This window comes from Micromonospora avicenniae (genome assembly GCF_900156065.1).
Lineage (GTDB): Bacteria > Actinomycetota > Actinomycetes > Mycobacteriales > Micromonosporaceae > Micromonospora > Micromonospora avicenniae.
On the sequence record NZ_FTNF01000003.1, the window covers coordinates 118,408 to 134,325 of the forward strand.

10 protein-coding genes and 2 tRNA genes are annotated in these 15,918 nt (G+C 70.2%); 8 read left to right on the plus strand and 4 right to left on the minus strand.

Annotated features, from left to right (window positions below):
• Positions 1–154 precede the first annotated feature (154 nt).
• The 6 genes from gyrB to BXA10_RS06260 all read left to right on the plus strand — a co-directional run bounded on the left by gyrB (position 155) and on the right by BXA10_RS06260 (position 6,127).
• Entirely contained in the window at positions 155–2,101 is a 1,947-nt protein-coding gene (gene gyrB, locus BXA10_RS06240) for a DNA topoisomerase (ATP-hydrolyzing) subunit B (RefSeq protein ID WP_076468518.1), read from the plus strand.
• A gap of 130 nt (positions 2,102–2,231) precedes the next feature.
• Entirely contained in the window at positions 2,232–4,751 is a 2,520-nt protein-coding gene (gene gyrA / locus BXA10_RS06245; protein ID WP_076468520.1) for a DNA gyrase subunit A, read from the plus strand.
• A 4-nt stretch (positions 4,752–4,755) separates the two neighbouring features.
• On the plus strand, positions 4,756–5,616 hold the full coding sequence (locus BXA10_RS06250; protein WP_076468521.1) for a DUF3566 domain-containing protein: 861 nt from the start codon (positions 4,756–4,758) through the stop codon (positions 5,614–5,616).
• Between the two features lie 146 nt (positions 5,617–5,762).
• Positions 5,763–5,836 (plus strand) — tRNA-Ile (locus BXA10_RS06255).
• A gap of 43 nt (positions 5,837–5,879) precedes the next feature.
• Complete coding sequence (locus BXA10_RS31840; RefSeq protein ID WP_217696734.1) at positions 5,880–6,008, plus strand: DLW-39 family protein; 129 nt, start codon at positions 5,880–5,882, stop codon at positions 6,006–6,008.
• Between the two features lie 43 nt (positions 6,009–6,051).
• Positions 6,052–6,127 (plus strand) — tRNA-Ala (locus BXA10_RS06260).
• A gap of 649 nt (positions 6,128–6,776) precedes the next feature.
• On the opposite strand, the gene BXA10_RS06270 is transcribed toward BXA10_RS06260, so the two are convergent.
• On the minus strand, positions 6,777–7,217 hold the full coding sequence (locus BXA10_RS06270; protein WP_076468523.1) for a hypothetical protein: 441 nt from the start codon (positions 7,215–7,217) through the stop codon (positions 6,777–6,779).
• A 654-nt stretch (positions 7,218–7,871) separates the two neighbouring features.
• Between BXA10_RS06270 and BXA10_RS06275 the strand changes: the two genes are divergently transcribed.
• Positions 7,872–8,417: a GNAT family N-acetyltransferase gene (locus BXA10_RS06275; RefSeq protein ID WP_076468524.1), complete on the plus strand. Its 546-nt coding sequence runs from the start codon at positions 7,872–7,874 to the stop codon at positions 8,415–8,417.
• Between the two features lie 244 nt (positions 8,418–8,661).
• Here BXA10_RS06275 and BXA10_RS06285 read toward each other — a convergent pair whose 3' ends face one another.
• The 3 genes from BXA10_RS06285 to BXA10_RS06295 form a co-directional block, all read right to left on the minus strand.
• Positions 8,662–9,729: an FUSC family protein gene (locus tag BXA10_RS06285; protein WP_076468526.1), complete on the minus strand. Its 1,068-nt coding sequence runs from the start codon at positions 9,727–9,729 to the stop codon at positions 8,662–8,664.
• A 264-nt stretch (positions 9,730–9,993) separates the two neighbouring features.
• A complete protein-coding gene (locus BXA10_RS06290; RefSeq protein WP_076469224.1) occupies positions 9,994–10,794 on the minus strand; it encodes an MBL fold metallo-hydrolase in 801 nt (266 codons plus the stop codon).
• A gap of 54 nt (positions 10,795–10,848) precedes the next feature.
• Complete coding sequence (locus BXA10_RS06295; protein WP_076468529.1) at positions 10,849–15,348, minus strand: cation-translocating P-type ATPase; 4,500 nt, start codon at positions 15,346–15,348, stop codon at positions 10,849–10,851.
• A 159-nt stretch (positions 15,349–15,507) separates the two neighbouring features.
• Here BXA10_RS06295 and BXA10_RS06300 point away from each other — a divergent pair, with 159 nt between their 5' ends.
• On the plus strand, positions 15,508–15,825 hold the full coding sequence (locus BXA10_RS06300) for a hypothetical protein (RefSeq protein ID WP_076468531.1): 318 nt from the start codon (positions 15,508–15,510) through the stop codon (positions 15,823–15,825).
• Positions 15,826–15,918 lie beyond the last annotated feature (93 nt).

Consider the following 15,918-nt stretch of genomic DNA (forward strand, 5'->3'; position numbering starts at 1 on the left):
CGATCGCGATCCGCGGGCAACCGCGGCGACCGGCGCGTACCGACCCGTGACCGGACTCCTCCGGTGCCGGTCCGCGCCGACGTCGCGTCCTGTCCGCCGAACCCGCGCCCGAAGCGCCCATCCCGGTGCTCACGGCGCGAGAAAGTGGCCGAGGGTGGCAGCGCAGGACAACCAGCAGTACGGCGCAGAATCGATCACCGTTCTCGAAGGACTTGAGGCGGTCCGCAAGCGGCCCGGCATGTACATCGGGTCGACCGGCGAGCGGGGTCTGCACCACCTCGTCTGGGAGGTCGTGGACAACGCGGTCGACGAGGCCCTGGCCGGCTACTGCGACACCATCGACGTGGTGCTGCTCGCCGACGGTGGCGTCCGGGTGACCGACAACGGCCGCGGCTTCCCCGTCGACCTGCACCCCAAACTGAAGAAGCCGGGTGTCGAGGTGGCGCTGACGGTGCTGCACGCCGGTGGCAAGTTCGACGGCAAGGCGTACGCCGTCTCCGGTGGTCTGCACGGCGTCGGCGTCTCGGTGGTGAATGCCCTCTCCACCAGGATGGCCGTCGAGATCCAGAAGGACGGCTTCTTCTGGCGGCAGCAGTACACCAACTCGAAGCCCAGCCCGTTGGAGAAGGGCGAGCCGACCGAGAACACCGGCTCGGCGGTGTCGTTCTGGCCGGACCCGGCGGTCTTCGAGACGGTGGAGTTCGACTTCCAGACCATCTACCGGCGCCTGCAGGAGATGGCCTTCCTCACCCGGGGCCTCACCATCCACCTGCTCGACGAGCGGGTACCGGAGGACGAGGACGGCAAGACCCGCGAGGTCACCTTCCACTACGAGGGTGGCATCGCCGACTTCGTCCGGCACCTCAACGCCTCGAAGAACCCGATCCACAAGACGGTGGTCGAGTTCGGCGCCGAGGAGGCCGGCATGTCGGTCGAGATCGCCATGCAGTGGAACGAGTCGTACGGCGAGTCGGTCTACACCTTCGCCAACAACATCAACACCCACGAGGGCGGCACCCACGAGGAGGGCTTCCGAGCCGCGCTGACCAGCGTCGTCAACCGCTACGGCACGGAGCGGAAGCTGCTCAAGGGCGACGAGCGGCTCTCCGGCGAGGACATCCGCGAGGGGCTGGCCGCGATCATCTCGGTCAAGCTCACCGACCCGCAGTTCGAGGGACAGACCAAGACCAAGCTGGGCAACACCCCGGTCAAGGGCTTCGTGCAGCGGGTCTGCAACGAGTCGCTCGTCGACTGGTTCGACCGCAACCCGGCCGAGGCGAAGATCATCATCCAGAAGGCCTCCCAGGCGGCCCGGGCCCGCATCGCCGCCCAGCAGGCGCGCAAGCTGGCGCGGCGCAAGTCGCTGCTGGAGTCCGGCTCGATGCCCGGCAAGCTGGCCGACTGCCAGTCCACCGACCCGCGCGAGTCCGAGGTCTTCATCGTCGAGGGTGACTCGGCGGGCGGCTCGGCGAAGCAGGGCCGCGACCCGCGGACCCAGGCGATCCTGCCGATCCGCGGCAAGATCCTCAACGTGGAGAAGGCCCGCATCGACCGGGTGCTGAAGAACAACGAGGTCCAGGCGCTCATCACCGCGCTGGGCACCGGCATCCACGACGACTTCGACATCGAGAAGCTGCGCTACCACAAGATCGTTCTGATGGCCGACGCGGACGTCGACGGCCAGCACATCCAGACGCTCCTGCTCACCCTGCTCTTCCGCTTCATGCGGCCGCTGGTCGAGCTGGGTCACGTCTACCTGGCGGCCCCGCCGCTCTACAAGATCAAGTGGAACAGGAAGGGCGACGACGCGCAGTACGCGTACTCCGACCGGGAGCGCGACGGCCTGATCGCGCTGCGCCAGCAGCAGAAGCCCAACGCGAAGCCGGACGACATCCAGCGGTTCAAGGGTCTCGGCGAGATGAACTACCCCGAGCTGTGGGAGACGACGATGAACCCGGCGACCCGCACCCTGCGTCAGGTCACGCTCGACGACGCGGCAACCGCCGACGAGTTGTTCAGCGTTCTGATGGGTGAGGACGTCGAGGCGCGTCGGTCGTTCATCCAGCGCAATGCCAAGGACGTCCGGTTCCTGGACATCTGACGGTCATCGGCGGGCCGGCCGGTCATCCACCGGCCGGCCCTCCGATCCACAGAGTTATCCACAGCCGGGCCGGTATCCACAGCGGTTATCCACAGCACGAAAACGACTCTCAGTCTGATAAGGGTAAACAGTGACCGATTCCCCCGAGTCCACACCGAACGAGCCCGAGGCCGCCGAGGCCGCCGGCGCAGTGGTCGCGCACGACCGGATCGAACCGGTCGGGCTCGAGGTGGAGATGCAGCGCTCCTACCTCGACTACGCCATGAGCGTCATCGTCGGGCGTGCGCTGCCGGATGTCCGGGACGGGCTCAAGCCGGTCCACCGCAAGATCCTCTACGCGATGTTCGACTCCGGATACCGGCCGGACCGCGGCTACGTGAAGTGCTCCCGCGTCGTCGGCGACGTGATGGGTCAGTTCCACCCGCACGGCGACTCGGCGATCTACGACGCGCTGGTCCGGATGGCCCAGCCGTGGTCGCTGCGCTACCCGCTCGTCGACGGCAACGGCAACTTCGGCTCGCCGGGTAACGACCCGGCCGCGGCCATGCGATACACCGAGTGCAAGCTCGATCCGCTGGCCATGGAGATGCTGCGCGACATCGACGAGGACACCGTCGACCTCCAGGACAACTACGACGGCCGGGCCAAGGAGCCCACCATCCTGCCGTCCCGGATCCCGAACCTGCTGATCAACGGCTCCGAAGGCATCGCGGTCGGCATGGCCACCAAGATCCCGCCGCACAACCTGCGTGAAATCGGCGCGGCGGTGCAGTGGTGCCTGGAGAACCCGGACGCGGACGAGGCGACGACCCTCGAGGCGTTGCTGGAGATCGTCAAGGGTCCCGACTTCCCGACCCACGGCCTGATCGTCGGTCAGGCGGGCATCCAGGACGCGTACCGGACCGGCCGCGGTTCGATCCGGATGCGGGCCGTGGTGGAGGTCGAGGAGGACAAGCGCGGCCGGCCCGCGCTGGTCGTCAGCGAGCTGCCCTACCAGGTCAACCCGGACAACCTCGCCGAGCGGATCGCCGAGCTGATCAAGGAAGGCAAGCTCGGCGGCATCGCCGACATCCGGGACGAGTCCTCCGGGCGTACCGGCATGCGGATCGTGCTCGTGCTCAAGCGCGACGCGGTGGCCAAGGTCGTGCTCAACAACCTCTACAAGCACACCCAGCTCCAGGAGACCTTCGGCGCCAACATGCTGGCGCTGGTCGACGGGGTGCCGCGCACGCTCAACCTCGCCCAGTTCATCCGGTACTACGTCGAGCACCAGATCGAGGTCATCCGCCGGCGCACGGCGTTCCGGCTCCGCAAGGCGGAGGAGCGGGCGCACATCCTGCGCGGTCTGTCCAAGGCGCTCGACGCCCTCGACGAGGTGATCGCTCTGATCCGGCGTTCGCCCACGGTCGAGGACGCCCGGCAGGGCCTGGTCCGGCTGCTGGAGATCGACGAGATCCAGGCGACCGCGATCCTGGACATGCAGCTGCGCCGCCTGGCCGCCCTGGAGCGGCAGCGGATCCTCGACGACCTGGCCAAGCTCGAACTCGAGATCGCCGACCTCAAGGACATCCTGGCCAAGCCCGAGCGGCAGCGGAGGATCGTCTCCGAGGAACTGGGCGAGATCGTCGCCAAGTGGGGTGACGACCGGCGGACGAAGATCATCCCGTTCGAGGGCGAGGTCTCGATGGAGGACCTCATCGCCCGCGAGGACGTGGTGGTCACGATCACCCGCACCGGGTACGCCAAGCGCACCCGGGTCGACCAATACCGCTCCCAGCGTCGTGGAGGCAAGGGCGTCAGCGGCGCAAGCCTCCGCCAGGACGACATCGTCAGCCACTTCTTCGTCTGCTCGACGCACGACTGGATCCTGTTCTTCACCAACAAGGGCAGGGTGTACCGGGCGAAGGCGTACGAGCTTCCGGAAGCCAGTAGGGTGGCCAAGGGTCAGCACGTGGCCAATCTGCTCGCCTTCCAACCGGACGAGCAGATCGCACAGATCATCGAGATTCCGAACTACCAGGTGGCTCCCTACCTGGTACTGGCCACGAAGAACGGCCTGGTGAAGAAGACGCGGCTCGAGGAGTTCGACTCCAACCGTTCCGGCGGCATCATCGCGATCAACCTGCGCGATGAGGACGAGCTGGTCGGTGCTGCGCTGGCGGGGCCGGAGGACGACCTGCTGCTGGTCTCCAAGAACGCGCAGGCGATCCGGTTCAACGCCACCGACGAGGCGCTGCGGCCGATGGGCCGGGCCACCTCGGGCGTGATCGGGATGCGCTTCGCCGAGGACGACGTGCTGCTGGCCATGGAGGTCGTCCGGCCGGGCCTGGACGTGCTCGTGGCGACGAACGGTGGATACGCGAAACGTACCCCCATCGAGGAATACCCGGTCCAGGGCCGGGGAGGTAAAGGCGTGCTGACTGCGAAGATCACAGAGCGCCGGGGTGGTCTGGTCGGCGCGGTGGTGATCGACCCGGACGACGAGCTGTTCGCGATCACCAGCAACGGTGGTGTCATCCGGACTCCGGTGAAGCCTGTACGCCGTACGCGTGACCGGAACACAATGGGGGTCAAGCTGATGGACCTTCCGGACGGCGTGACTATCGTGGCGATTGCTCGCAATGCCGACGAGCCTGACGAACAGGACTAGTTGAATGACGGAGACACAGGCGAAGTCGGGGAACGCGGGGTCCTCGGCCAACCCGGTCGACGAGGAGGCCGCAGGAGGCGGCGCATCGGCGACCGGCCGAGCGGCCGTGGGCCGCGCGACGGTCCCCGCCGACGCGCCTGCCCCGAAATTCACCCGGGCCCCCGGGATGACACCCCCTCCGGACAAGCCGACCGAAGACGACGGAGCCAGCGAGAAGACACAGGCGGTGCCGGCCGACGCCGCGGCGAAGGCAGCCGGCGCCGCCCGGTCTTCGAGCAGCACCCAGCAGATCCCGGTCCGCGCAGGCGTGTCGGCCACCGGCACGCAGCCTCGGGTCAGCGGTGCGGCGACGCCGGACGCCTCCCGGTCGGGGGCCGGCCGGGCACCCAACGGCGGTGGCCTCCCGGCAGGGCTCGGCAACCCGTCCGCTGTCGGGGCCGCTCGGGTCGGTGACGCCGTGCGCGCCGCGCGTTCGTCCGTGAGCTCGGCCGCGTCGCGCGGGCCGCGCCGAGCCCGGCTGAACCTGAAGCGGATCGACCCCTGGTCCGTGATGAAGTTCGCATTCGCCGTGTCGGTGGTGCTCTTCATCGTGGTCGTGGTGGCCACCTCGGTGCTGTACCTCGCGCTGGACGCCATGGGTGTCTTCCAGAGCGTCAACGACAGCCTGACCGACCTGGTGAACGCCGGCGGCCAGAGCGCCGACGGCTTCCAGATCACCGCCAAGGGCGTGATCCTCAGCTCGGCGCTGATCGGCCTGGTCAACGTCGTGCTCTTCACGGCGCTGGCCACCCTCGGAGCGTTCGTCTACAACGTCTGCGCCGACCTGGTCGGCGGGGTCGAGCTGACGCTCGCCGAGCGGGACTGAGAACCACCGGACGCCGGGGCGCCGCAGAAAGCGGTCGTCCCGGCGTTCCGTACTCCGGTAGGTTCGACGGCGACGAGCGGCGCGCAGAGCCACCCCCCGATTTGGGGCGGCGCGCGCTGATGGGTTAACCTTGCTCGTCGCTACGCGGGGCTATAGCTCAGTCGGTTAGAGCGCAGAGCTGATAACTCTGAGGTCGCTGGTTCGATTCCAGCTAGCCCCACCGCACGTCCTCCGACGGCAGCCGAGCGCAAGGGGTCGCCCCAATGGTCAAGAAGCTTCTGATTCTGGTCGGCGTTGTCGGCGTGGCCGCCGTTGTGGCCCGCAAGATCAAGGCGTCCAACGACGAGCGGGCCCTCTGGCACGAGGCGACCACGGCGCCCGACCTGCGCTGAGAACGCCGTCAGCCACAACTGACCAGCGGATCCGTCCGCTCTCGGGGCCCTAGCTCAACTGGCAGAGCACTGCCTTTGCAAGGCAGGGGTTAGGGGTTCAAGTCCCCTGGGCTCCACCAGCACTTTCCTTGGTTGATCTCGGTTCCGAGTACAGCCATCCGTACAGCGAAGCGGTCACGCCGTCCCCTCCTCGCCCAGCACCCGATCGATGGCCGAGGCAGCCTGACGAGCCCGCGCCGGCGGACATGGCCGTAGGTGTCGGCCGTCATCCGGATCGTGGAGTGTCCAAGCGGCTCCATGACGGTCCGCAGCGGCCAGGACTCGGTCGGCCAGGGTGGCCGCCAGGTCAGGACGATCTCGAAGAACGCAGGCGAGCTGCCAGCGCTTGCCATTCCTCCGGTGGTAGCGACGGAACGGTGCGTTACTCGCGAGCCTCGGCGGCAGTTCGGGCTCTACCCAGTCTGAGTTCAGCTCAGCCAGGAGGTCATCAAGCTGCCGCTCGAACTCGCCAGCCAGGTCGCCGTCTACCCATGCGTCCATGCAGACATCATCTCCGCCTACCCACTCCGTCATCGACTGGCCGAACAGATCTTGTAAAGGATGTGGTGGGACGCGAGTGTCAAGCATGTCCCGTGACCGGACAGGCCGCGTTGTGGCGTGTGATCCGACAGCTGATGAGCGACGTAGCTCCGTCAGGTGACCTGCGACAGATCCAGCAAGCTAGGGGCGACAGAATGTTCGTCGTGGCGGGGACTAGGGGCCGGGTGTTCAGCTCCAGGTGGGCTCGTTCCGTAGCTGCCCGTGGAGCTGACCGGCGGCAGTGAGCACCGCGACGAAGCCAAACACCTCAATTCGATCGACGTCGAAACTTCCCGTGATGATCGGCGGCGGCGCGTAAGCGTAGATCTGGCCGGCGTCCAGTTGAAGCCCACGCCGGTGGTATGCGCCCATGGCGAGGGGGCCTAGAAGATACCTGTCCTGGCCACCCTCAGTGCCCAGCTCGGCAGTCAGATCGGCATGGGAGTTCCACCCCCGTACGAGCTGCCCTTCGAAGGTGTCGAGGAACCACCACGCCCCGTCGGCAGACTCAAGGAACACATCGCCGAACAGCGAGGTAAACCGCGGAGCCTTGCCGTCGAGATCCAGCCAGGCCCATGACTCCAGCGCCGCAGCGTATTCCCGCTCACTGAACTGCTTGGTGAGTTCCACCGCGCCATTGGATCACGTACCTGCTCAGGTGTTGTCCCCACCGGTGGCGGCAGCCGACGCATCTGGCCAGCTCGGCGCGGCAACCGCTTCTGGCCGCGTTCAGCGCGCCGAGGTGTCGCAGATCAGTTGGCGGACGCGTGTCGCGCATCAGCCGACGGAAGACAGGTGGCACCGTGATGTGGTTGCCGAATTGCCCTCTATCAGATCAAGGCGGCCCGCAAGCGGGCCGCGCCGGCCCGGCCCCGGCCTGCTGGCGACCTCCGGCCGGCATCGGCCGGGCCGGCCGGCCACGCTGGCGGAGCACCAAGGGCATAGAGGCTGAGGCGGGACGATCGCCGTCGGGGTTGCTCACCGTCCACGGCGGGGCGATCGCTGCCGCGCAGCAGAGCTGCTTGCCCCCGAGCCGCGTTGGCGCTGTCCGCGGTTCGATGACGACGAGGACCAGGGCGTGACCCATCCCCCGGGTGCCCGATCCTCTACGCCACCTGACCGGCGTCAAGGGCGCTGCGCGTCGGCACGCCGATGGCCTGCGGCCACCCTTGACCCCGGCCGGGCGTCGCAGTCCTTGGCACCTATCCGGGGGATGGGGGCAGCGTGGCGGTCGGGCTCGGATAATGCTTTGCCGAGCTCGGGCGGGTTGCGTACGTTCGCCGGATGGTGGAGATCGAGACTGAGCGGCTTATCCTGCGGGACTGGCGGGACTCCGACCTGTCGCCGTGGGCGGCCATGAACGCCGACCCGGAGGTCCGAGAGCATCTCGGGCCGCTACTCACTCCGGAGCAGGCCGCAGGCTCGATGCGCAGCTTCCAGGAAGATTTAGACCGGAATGGGTTCGGCTTCTGGGCTGTGGAGGTCCGCGACACAGGGCAATTCGTCGGGTTCGCTGGCTTGGACGTGGTGGACGAGGGCATGCCGTTTACCGGCGTGGAGGCTGGCTGGCGACTGTCCCGGTCGGCTTGGGGGCACGGGTACGCCACGGAGGCGGCGCTGGCAGTGTTGCGATACGGCTTTGACAAGGTCGGGTTGACCGAAATTTTGGCGGTGACCACAAAGGCGAACCTGCGTTCGCAGGCGGTGATGCGCCGGATTGGCATGACCACGGACCCGGGTGAGGACTTTGACGACCCCGACGTGGACGAGGGTCCCTTGCGCCGTTGCGTGCTGTACCGCAAGCGTGCGGATGTGGTCTCCCAGACGTAGGCGAGGTCCCTCCTGACAGCAGCCATGTGCCATCAGCGTGCCAACGCCTTCTGGCTGGCTGTACAGCCATTCGTACAGCCAGGCCAGCCAACAGGAGCGGGTAACGACCGGCGGCAACCGACAGGACGAGCAGGTCAGCGGCAGTAGCCGACGCTGGCCGACAAGAGCCCTGATCTTTGCAAGGCAGGGGTTAGGGGTTCAAGTCCCCTGGGCTCCACCAGCACTTTCGATCTGCCAGGGCCGGTCACCCTTCCGGCCGATGATGCGGGTCGGACTGCGCCGACGCCACCTCACGGATTCTCCGCAACGCCTCCGGCCGGTCGATCCCGGTCGCCTGAAGGACGTCGCTGGCGGCGGTACGGACCTGCCCCACGATCACCGTGCCGGAGAGCTGGGTTCCGGCAATCTCGGCCTGCGTCGCCTCGGCCACCGCCCGCAGTGCGTGCCGTCGGGTGGCCTCGGGGCCCCAGCCGGAGAGCACCTCGTTCTGCATGGCGTGCACGGCCGCCCCGAGTTCATCGACGGCGTTCGGCAGGCCCTCCGGGATCGGCTCCTCGTCCTCGATCAGCACGACCACCCGCCGGGCCAGGACTCTCGTGTTCCAGACGGTCTGATCCACCTCCGGGGCACCCAGTTGGTAGTGCCGGACGGCACGCCGCCAGGGCCACCGGGTCGGCGCGAAGTTGACCGTCTCCTTCGCGCTTCCGAAGGCGTCCCAGAACCGTCCCAGCTCGGCGCCGATGCCCTGCGACCGGGACAACGCCCGGTTGGCCAGTTCGTGATCGCGGCTGCGCAGCGCGGACGCCGTCTGCTTGAGCTGCTCGGCGAGCTCCCGCAGGGTCGGCGCGGCCACCCGTCGCATGATCCGGAGCGGGTTGATCGGCAACAGCAGCAAGCTCACCGCCAGCCCGACCCCGCCACCGATGACCGCGTCGATGAAGCGGGGGAACTCGAGGGTGTGCCGCGACGACGAGAGGGCACCCAGGAGCACCGCCGTACCGCTGGCGTTGCCGACCACGCCACCGCGCGGACTGAGCGCAAGCGCCACCAGGATGGCCGCCGCCACGATCACGCCGGTCTGCCACACACCCACGCCGGTGACCTCGATCAGCAGGTCCGAGACGAAGATGCCCAGCGTCACCCCGGCGAGCAGTTCGATGGTGTTGGCCAGACGCTGCCCGAGGGAAGACGTGATCACGGCTACCGCAGCGGCCGGGGCGAAGATCGGACTCGGCATGTCGGTGAGCCAGCGCGCGGCCGCCCACGCCAGCGCGGCCGCCAGACCGGCTTGGATGGCGAGCAGGAACTTCATCTGAAGCTGCTGGATCCTGGTTCGGCCCGCGCTGCGGCCACGCTCGTTCACGCGCTCCAGGGCCTCGTCGAACCGCTCTTCGTCGAGGCCCGCGCGCTGCCTCGAACCGCGTCGGCCACCCCTTCCCTGCCGCCCTTCGCTCACCGGCGGCGGCTACCCCGAAACACCGCCAGCAATCGCGGTGAGCGAACTGGTACAGCGTTGCTCGTGACAGTGCGGGTCGTGTAGGCGGCGGCGCTACGGACCCGGCCGGCGGGCCGGCGCTCAGGTGGGCGGACTGAGCGGGACCGTCTCACCGCGCTCGATGGTGCGTACCTGCCGGACGATGCCGCGCCGCCGGGCCTCCGCGACGAAGTGCGACAGCGGCGAACGGAAGACCGGGTAGTCGTCGTAGTGGATCGGCACGGTCAGCTTCGGCCTGATCAACTCGACCAGGTCGGCGCCCTGGCGGGCGTCCATGGTGAGCAGGATGCCGGCGACCTTCGTGCCGCCGAGGTGGATGAGCATCGCGTCGATGTCCGGATACCGCTCCGGGATCCGGGCGAGCTGCGGACGGTTGAGGGTGTCTCCGGTGACGTAGAGGCGGAACGCCCGGGTGCCGCCGCGTACCAGGTCGATCATGGTGCCCATCACGTCGGGGAGCAGCCGGTCGAGCAGGCCGGGCCCGTGCTGGCCGGGTAGCGAGGTCAGCCGCAGGAACTCGCCGTCGCCGTGCAGCTCGCGGGACTGCCAGGTGGGCAGCCCCTCGGCCGCGCGGAAGCCCCGGCGGCGAAGTTTCCGTTCCGCCGCAGGCGTGGTCAGGATCGGCAGCTCCCGGTCGAGCTCCCGCCGGGCCACCCGGTCGAAGTGGTCCCCGTGCAGGTGGGAGAGGAGCACCGCGTCCAGCGACGGCAACTGGGCGATCCGCAGTGCCGGGTCGGTGCGCCGGCGCGACCACAGACCCTTGCCCAGGTACGCCCGCTGCCCTCGGTGCAGGAAGTTCGGATCGGTGAGCAGGGTGAACCCACCGATCCGGAGCACTGTGGTGGCCGTACCGATGAATGTGACCTCCGGCTGCTCAGCCAACGCGCCCACCTCCACGATTTCGGTACCCGGGAAGGGCCGAGGAATGCGGGCTGCTCACCCCTTCGGTGCGTCTGCGGGACGACCCGCCTGCGAACCAGCGCCGGACTGCTCCGGCTCGGGGCGCTCGGCATCGTCGGGGCCCTTGACCTGGGGCAGGCGCTCCACCAGCCGGCTCAGCGCGCCGTTGGCGAAGGTGGCGCCGAACGCCGAACCCGCCGCGATGCTCCAGGCGACCGGTCCGAGGGGCGTGCAGCCGAAGAACTGGCTGAGTCCGGGCGTCTGCACCACGGCGACGAGGGTGCCGAGGGACACCGCCGTGGAGGCGAGTACCGCCGGACTCGTACCGCCGGCCAGCACGGTCTGCCCGAGCTGCGTACCGACCAGGGAGACCAGAGCGACGGTGCCGGACCGCGCGGGTCCTCCTGGGGTGTAGCGGGCCAGCGTCCACCCGGCCGTGGCACCGAGGGTGGTCGCGGCGGCGCGCAGGCCGATCTCCCGGTTCAACGTCTCGCCCAGGGAGGTGTCCGGGCCCTCCCGCAGCAGGCTGTCGGTGCGGTCCGCGGCGGGTGGGCGGACGGCGATGGCCAGTGCGGGCGCCAGATCGGTGAGTAGGTTGACCAGCAGCAGCTGCCGTCCGTTGATCGCGGACTGGCCGGTCGCCGCCGCGCTCAGCACGCTGAACGCGATCTCACCGAGGTTGCCGCCCACCAGGATGCTCAGCGCGTGCCGGACCGAGGACCACATGGCACGTCCCTCGACCAGCGTGGCGATGATGGTCTCCAGCCGGTCGTCGGTGACCACCAGGTCCGCCGCCGCGCGGGCGGCCGGAGTGCCCCGCTGGCCCAGCGCGATGCCTACGTCCGCCAGCCGGATCGCAGGCGCGTCGTTGGCACCGTCCCCGGTCATCGCCACGGTACGGCCGCACTTCTGCAACGCCTGGATGATCCGTACCTTGTGGGCGGGCGTGCAGCGGGCCACGACGTCGGTGTGTGCCAGCCGGTCGGCGAGGCCCTCGTCGTCCAGCTGGTCCAGCTCGGTGGCCGTCACCACGCGCTGCTCGTCGTGCTCGGTGATGGTGGCCGCGATCGCCTCTGCCGTCGCCGGGTGGTCGCCAGTGATCATGATGGTGTGCACGCCGGCCTGCCGGATCCGGCGTACGGCGGGCGCGGCGCTCTTGCGCACCCCGTCGGCGAGGGCCAGGAAGCCGACGAAGCTGAGGTCGCGTACCTGCTCGTCGGTGACCGTCCGGTCGGTCACCGGGCACTCGGCGACCGCCAGGATCCGGTGCCCGGCACCGGCCCGGTCGGCGAGCAGCCGGTGCAGCTCGGCCCGCCCGGCGTCGTCCAACGGCTCCTCCCGCCCGTCGATCCGGCGGGACGCGCAGCGGGGCAGCACCGACTCCGGGGCGCCCTTGACGCTGAGCAGCAGCCCGTGGTCACTGTCGCCGATGGTCGCGTGGTAACCCCGGGACGGTTCGAACGGCAGGCCACCGACCGCACGCCAGCCGTTCGCCCCGGTCTGCTCGACGACGCCTCCGGCCTCGGCGCCGTGCCGGACCGCGCGGTCGGTCTGGTGGGTCAGCTCCTCCGGGTCGTCCGCACCGGGGGTGGCGCGCAATGCCGCGCCCAGCGTGAGTCGCAGCCGGTCGTCGAGCCGGTCGAGCGGCGCGTACCGGCCGGCGTTGCCGTCACCGATGCCGGCCAGCATCAGCTGGCCCTCGGTGAGGGTGCCGGTCTTGTCGAAGCAGAGCACGTCGACCCGGCCGAGCGCCTCGATGGTGCGGGGATTGCGGACCAGCGCGCCGTGCTCGGCCAACCGGCGGGCCGCCGCCAGCTGAGCGGCACTGACGAGGAACGGCAGTCCTTCCGGCACGGACGCCACGGCCAGGTTCGCGGCGGTCGCCGCGGTCTGCGCCAGCGGTACGCCCCGGAGCAGGCCGGCGCCGGCCACCGCGACCGCCGAGCCGGCCGCGAGCGGGATCGCCGCCCGGGTCAGCCGGCCGAGCCGGGCCTCCACCCCGCCGGACGGGGGCGCCTGCCGGGCCAACGCCAGGCTGCGGCCGGCCTCGGTGTCGGCACCGGTGGCGACCACCACGGCGGTGCCGTGCCCGGCGGCGATCGTCGTGCCCTCGTACACCATGGAATGCCGGTCGGCGACGGCGGCAGCCACGACCGGTTGCGGGCTCTTGGCGACCGGTAGCGACTCCCCGGTCAGGGAGGACTCGTCCGTCTCCAGGCCCACCGCCTCGATCACCCGGCAGTCGGCGGGCACCGCGTCCCCGGGTTCCAGCCGGATCACGTCGCCGGGCACGAGCGCGTCGGCCGCCACCACGTGGTCCGTGCCGTCGCGCCGCACCCGGCCCGTGACGGCCGAGCGGGACAGCAACTCCGCGAGAGACCGTTCGGTGTTGCGCTGGTGCACCGCGCCGATCAACGCCGACCCGCCGACCACCCCGCCCACCAGCGCGGCGTCCACCAGCGAACCGAACGACGCGGAAAGCACCGCACCGGCGGCCAGCACCGGGGTGAGCGGGTTGGACAGTTCGTCGACGAAGGCTCGGAGCAGCCCGCCCGTCCCCGGCGCGTCGCCGCCACCCCCGCCGCCGCGCCGCTGCTCCGCCTCCGCGGTGGTCAACCCGTCGGGGGTGGTCCCGAGCCGGTCGAGGACCGTACCCACCGGCATGAGGTGCCAGGCGGGAGCCGTCGGCGTCGGCGAGTCGTCCGGCAGGCGCAGCCGGCCGGCCCGCCACATGCCGTTGCCGAAGGCCAACGCCGCAGCTCCGTTCACCGCGAGCAGGCTCCGGCTGGGCAGTTGCTGGGGTGGGGCGGTGAACGCGTTCAAGGCGGCGAGGCCGGTACCGGCCATGGCCAGCCGGATGTTCTGCCGGGTCATCCGGCGTGCCATCCCGGCCGCCTCGATGAGCAGCGCCGCCACCCGCAGATCGGTGCCGACCAGCAGGTGAGCGCCCCACGGCGGCAGGTCGTCCGGGCCGTACATGCCGAGCCCGCAGTCGGCGGCGCCGAGCGCCGTCCGGTCCCCGGAGACCAGCATCACCGTGGCACCGTCGCGCTGGAGCGAGCGAATCGACTCGGCCAGCCGGTCGCCCCCGGGCAGGACGGCGTCGGCGAAGCTGTACCGGTGCTCGTCGTCGCCCGCCACCACGAGCCGCAACCCCGCGTGGCGGGCAGCGGTGGGCAGCCCGTCGACGTCCGGCGCGGGTTCGGTGTCCACCCGGAGCACGGCGGCGAGGGTGCCCCCCGAGGCGAGGCCGAGCAGCCGGCCGCCTGCGGAGCGGAGCCGGGCGCTCTCCTCGGTGTCACCCGGGTCCTCGGCGTCGAGCCGGTCCAGCGGACCGAACTGCCAGCCGTCGGCCTCGTGCCGCCGCCCCGGATCAGCCGGGTCGAAGAGCGCGAACGCCCGCTCGGCCACCTGTTCGGTGTCCGCGCCGGGCAGCGGGGCCAGGTCGGCCAGGACGCCGCGGTCGGAGCCGAGCACCGTCGAGTCCAGCACGAGAGTGTCGATCCGGTCGAGTTCCCGCAGCACACTCCGGTCCATCGCGATCACACCCCGACGGGCCAGGATCCGGCCCAGCTGGGCGCCGTACCCCTCACGACCGCTCCCGGGCGCCTTCGGCAGCGCGGAGAGCCCGAGCGCCGTAGCCCGCTTCCGGCCGACGACCGGGGCAGCGGCCAAGGCTGCCGTCGCGCCAGCCGTCAGCATCCGGATGGCGTACCGCTCCAGCGGGCTGTCCGGCTTCGGCCGAGGTCGTTCGGCGACCGGCCACCGGGCGACGGCTCGTTCCGGATCGCCGGTCAGTCGAGGTTCGGCCTTCTCCCAGACGCTCAGTTGGGCGCGGTCCTCACCCCACTGCGCGATCCGCTGAGCGCCGTCGAGCACTATTCCGGCCCAGCCGCCGGTGAGGCCCTGCACCACCGCCTCGGCGAGCGGGAAGATCAGGTCCGCCCGGGGATCGGCGCGCAGGCCACGGCCGGCCAGAGCGTGCAGTCGCGGATGCAGGTCCACCGCGCCGAGTAGACCGGCCACCTCGCCCGGCACCGGCGTGAACGGCAGGATACGGGTGGCCGCGGAGATGGTCAGGCCCAGCGCGTCGGAGGCGAGCGCGCCGAGCGTACGCGGAGTGCGTGGTCCCTCCTCGGGCGGATGCGGCGGCGGCACTTCCGCGTCCGGCTCGTACGGACAGGCGCGTTCCGCTCGGGCGATCGTGGCGATCAGGTCGCGCAGCTTCGGTTCGGGCGACTCGACGGCCACCACCACCCGCCCGGACGGCGCGTTCACCCTGGCCCAGGCCACTCCGGGCATCCGTTCCAGCGCCGACTCGACCTGTCGGGCGAGGGCATCACCGCCGTCCTGGCAGACGCCGTGCACCTCGATGTGGTGTCGGCCCGGCCGGGACCACACCCGCCTGCTGCTCAGGCCGACCATCCGGGCCAACCGCGAGGCCGCGGAACCTACGGTCCGCGACGCCTCGCCGACGAGCTTCGGCACAGCGGCCGGCGCTAAGAGGCGTGCGGCGGCGTGGCCTGGCGGCTTCATCGAGGCGTACGGCCGGACTGGTGCCGGCGTGACTCCCCTGCGCAGCTGTCCCTGCCGTACGACATCTCGCCTCCCACGCGTCGCTTCCGGCGGCCTGGCTTCCCGGCGTGCCGTCCGTTATGCCCCCTGAGCGGGGGTATTTTCCGCTGGCGACGGTGCATGGAAGGCATCGCCGGTGGAAAACAGACGGCGGCAGGAGTCAACGGGGAGGCCGGAATGAGCACACTGACCCGACATCTGAACGGGGCCTGCGAGACGGTGCAGAGCTACAAGCGGCGGGTGCAGGTGCCGCTGCTGGGTGAGGTGGCGGTCCCGCCCGCCGACAAGATCGCCTACTACGGGGGGCTCGGTGTGCTGGCCGTGCTCCAGATCATCGAGTGGCCGGTGGCCCTGGTGATCACAGCCGGCCACCTCCTGGCCGACCAGCATCTATCGGGACTGGTGAAGGGAATCGGCGAAGCCTTGGAGACCGCCTGACCCGCGACCGGTCACCCGTGGGTTGACCTCAATCCGGGTTGAGGTCGCAGGCTGAGCGCATGTCGATCGAAGCGCTCGGGCTCGACCCTGCGG

Coding starts and splice junctions, on each gene's coding strand:
- BXA10_RS06295 (WP_076468529.1), bottom strand. CDS start 15,348: ATGAAGCCGCCAGGCCACGCCGCCGCACGCCTCTTAGCGCCGGCCGCT.
- BXA10_RS06300 (WP_076468531.1), top strand. CDS start 15,508: ATGGAAGGCATCGCCGGTGGAAAACAGACGGCGGCAGGAGTCAACGGG.
- BXA10_RS31840 (WP_217696734.1), top strand. CDS start 5,880: ATGGTCAAGAAGCTTCTGATTCTGGTCGGCGTTGTCGGCGTGGCCGCC.
- BXA10_RS06250 (WP_076468521.1), top strand. CDS start 4,756: ATGACGGAGACACAGGCGAAGTCGGGGAACGCGGGGTCCTCGGCCAAC.
- BXA10_RS06285 (WP_076468526.1), bottom strand. CDS start 9,729: ATGAAGTTCCTGCTCGCCATCCAAGCCGGTCTGGCGGCCGCGCTGGCG.
- BXA10_RS06275 (WP_076468524.1), top strand. CDS start 7,872: ATGGTGGAGATCGAGACTGAGCGGCTTATCCTGCGGGACTGGCGGGAC.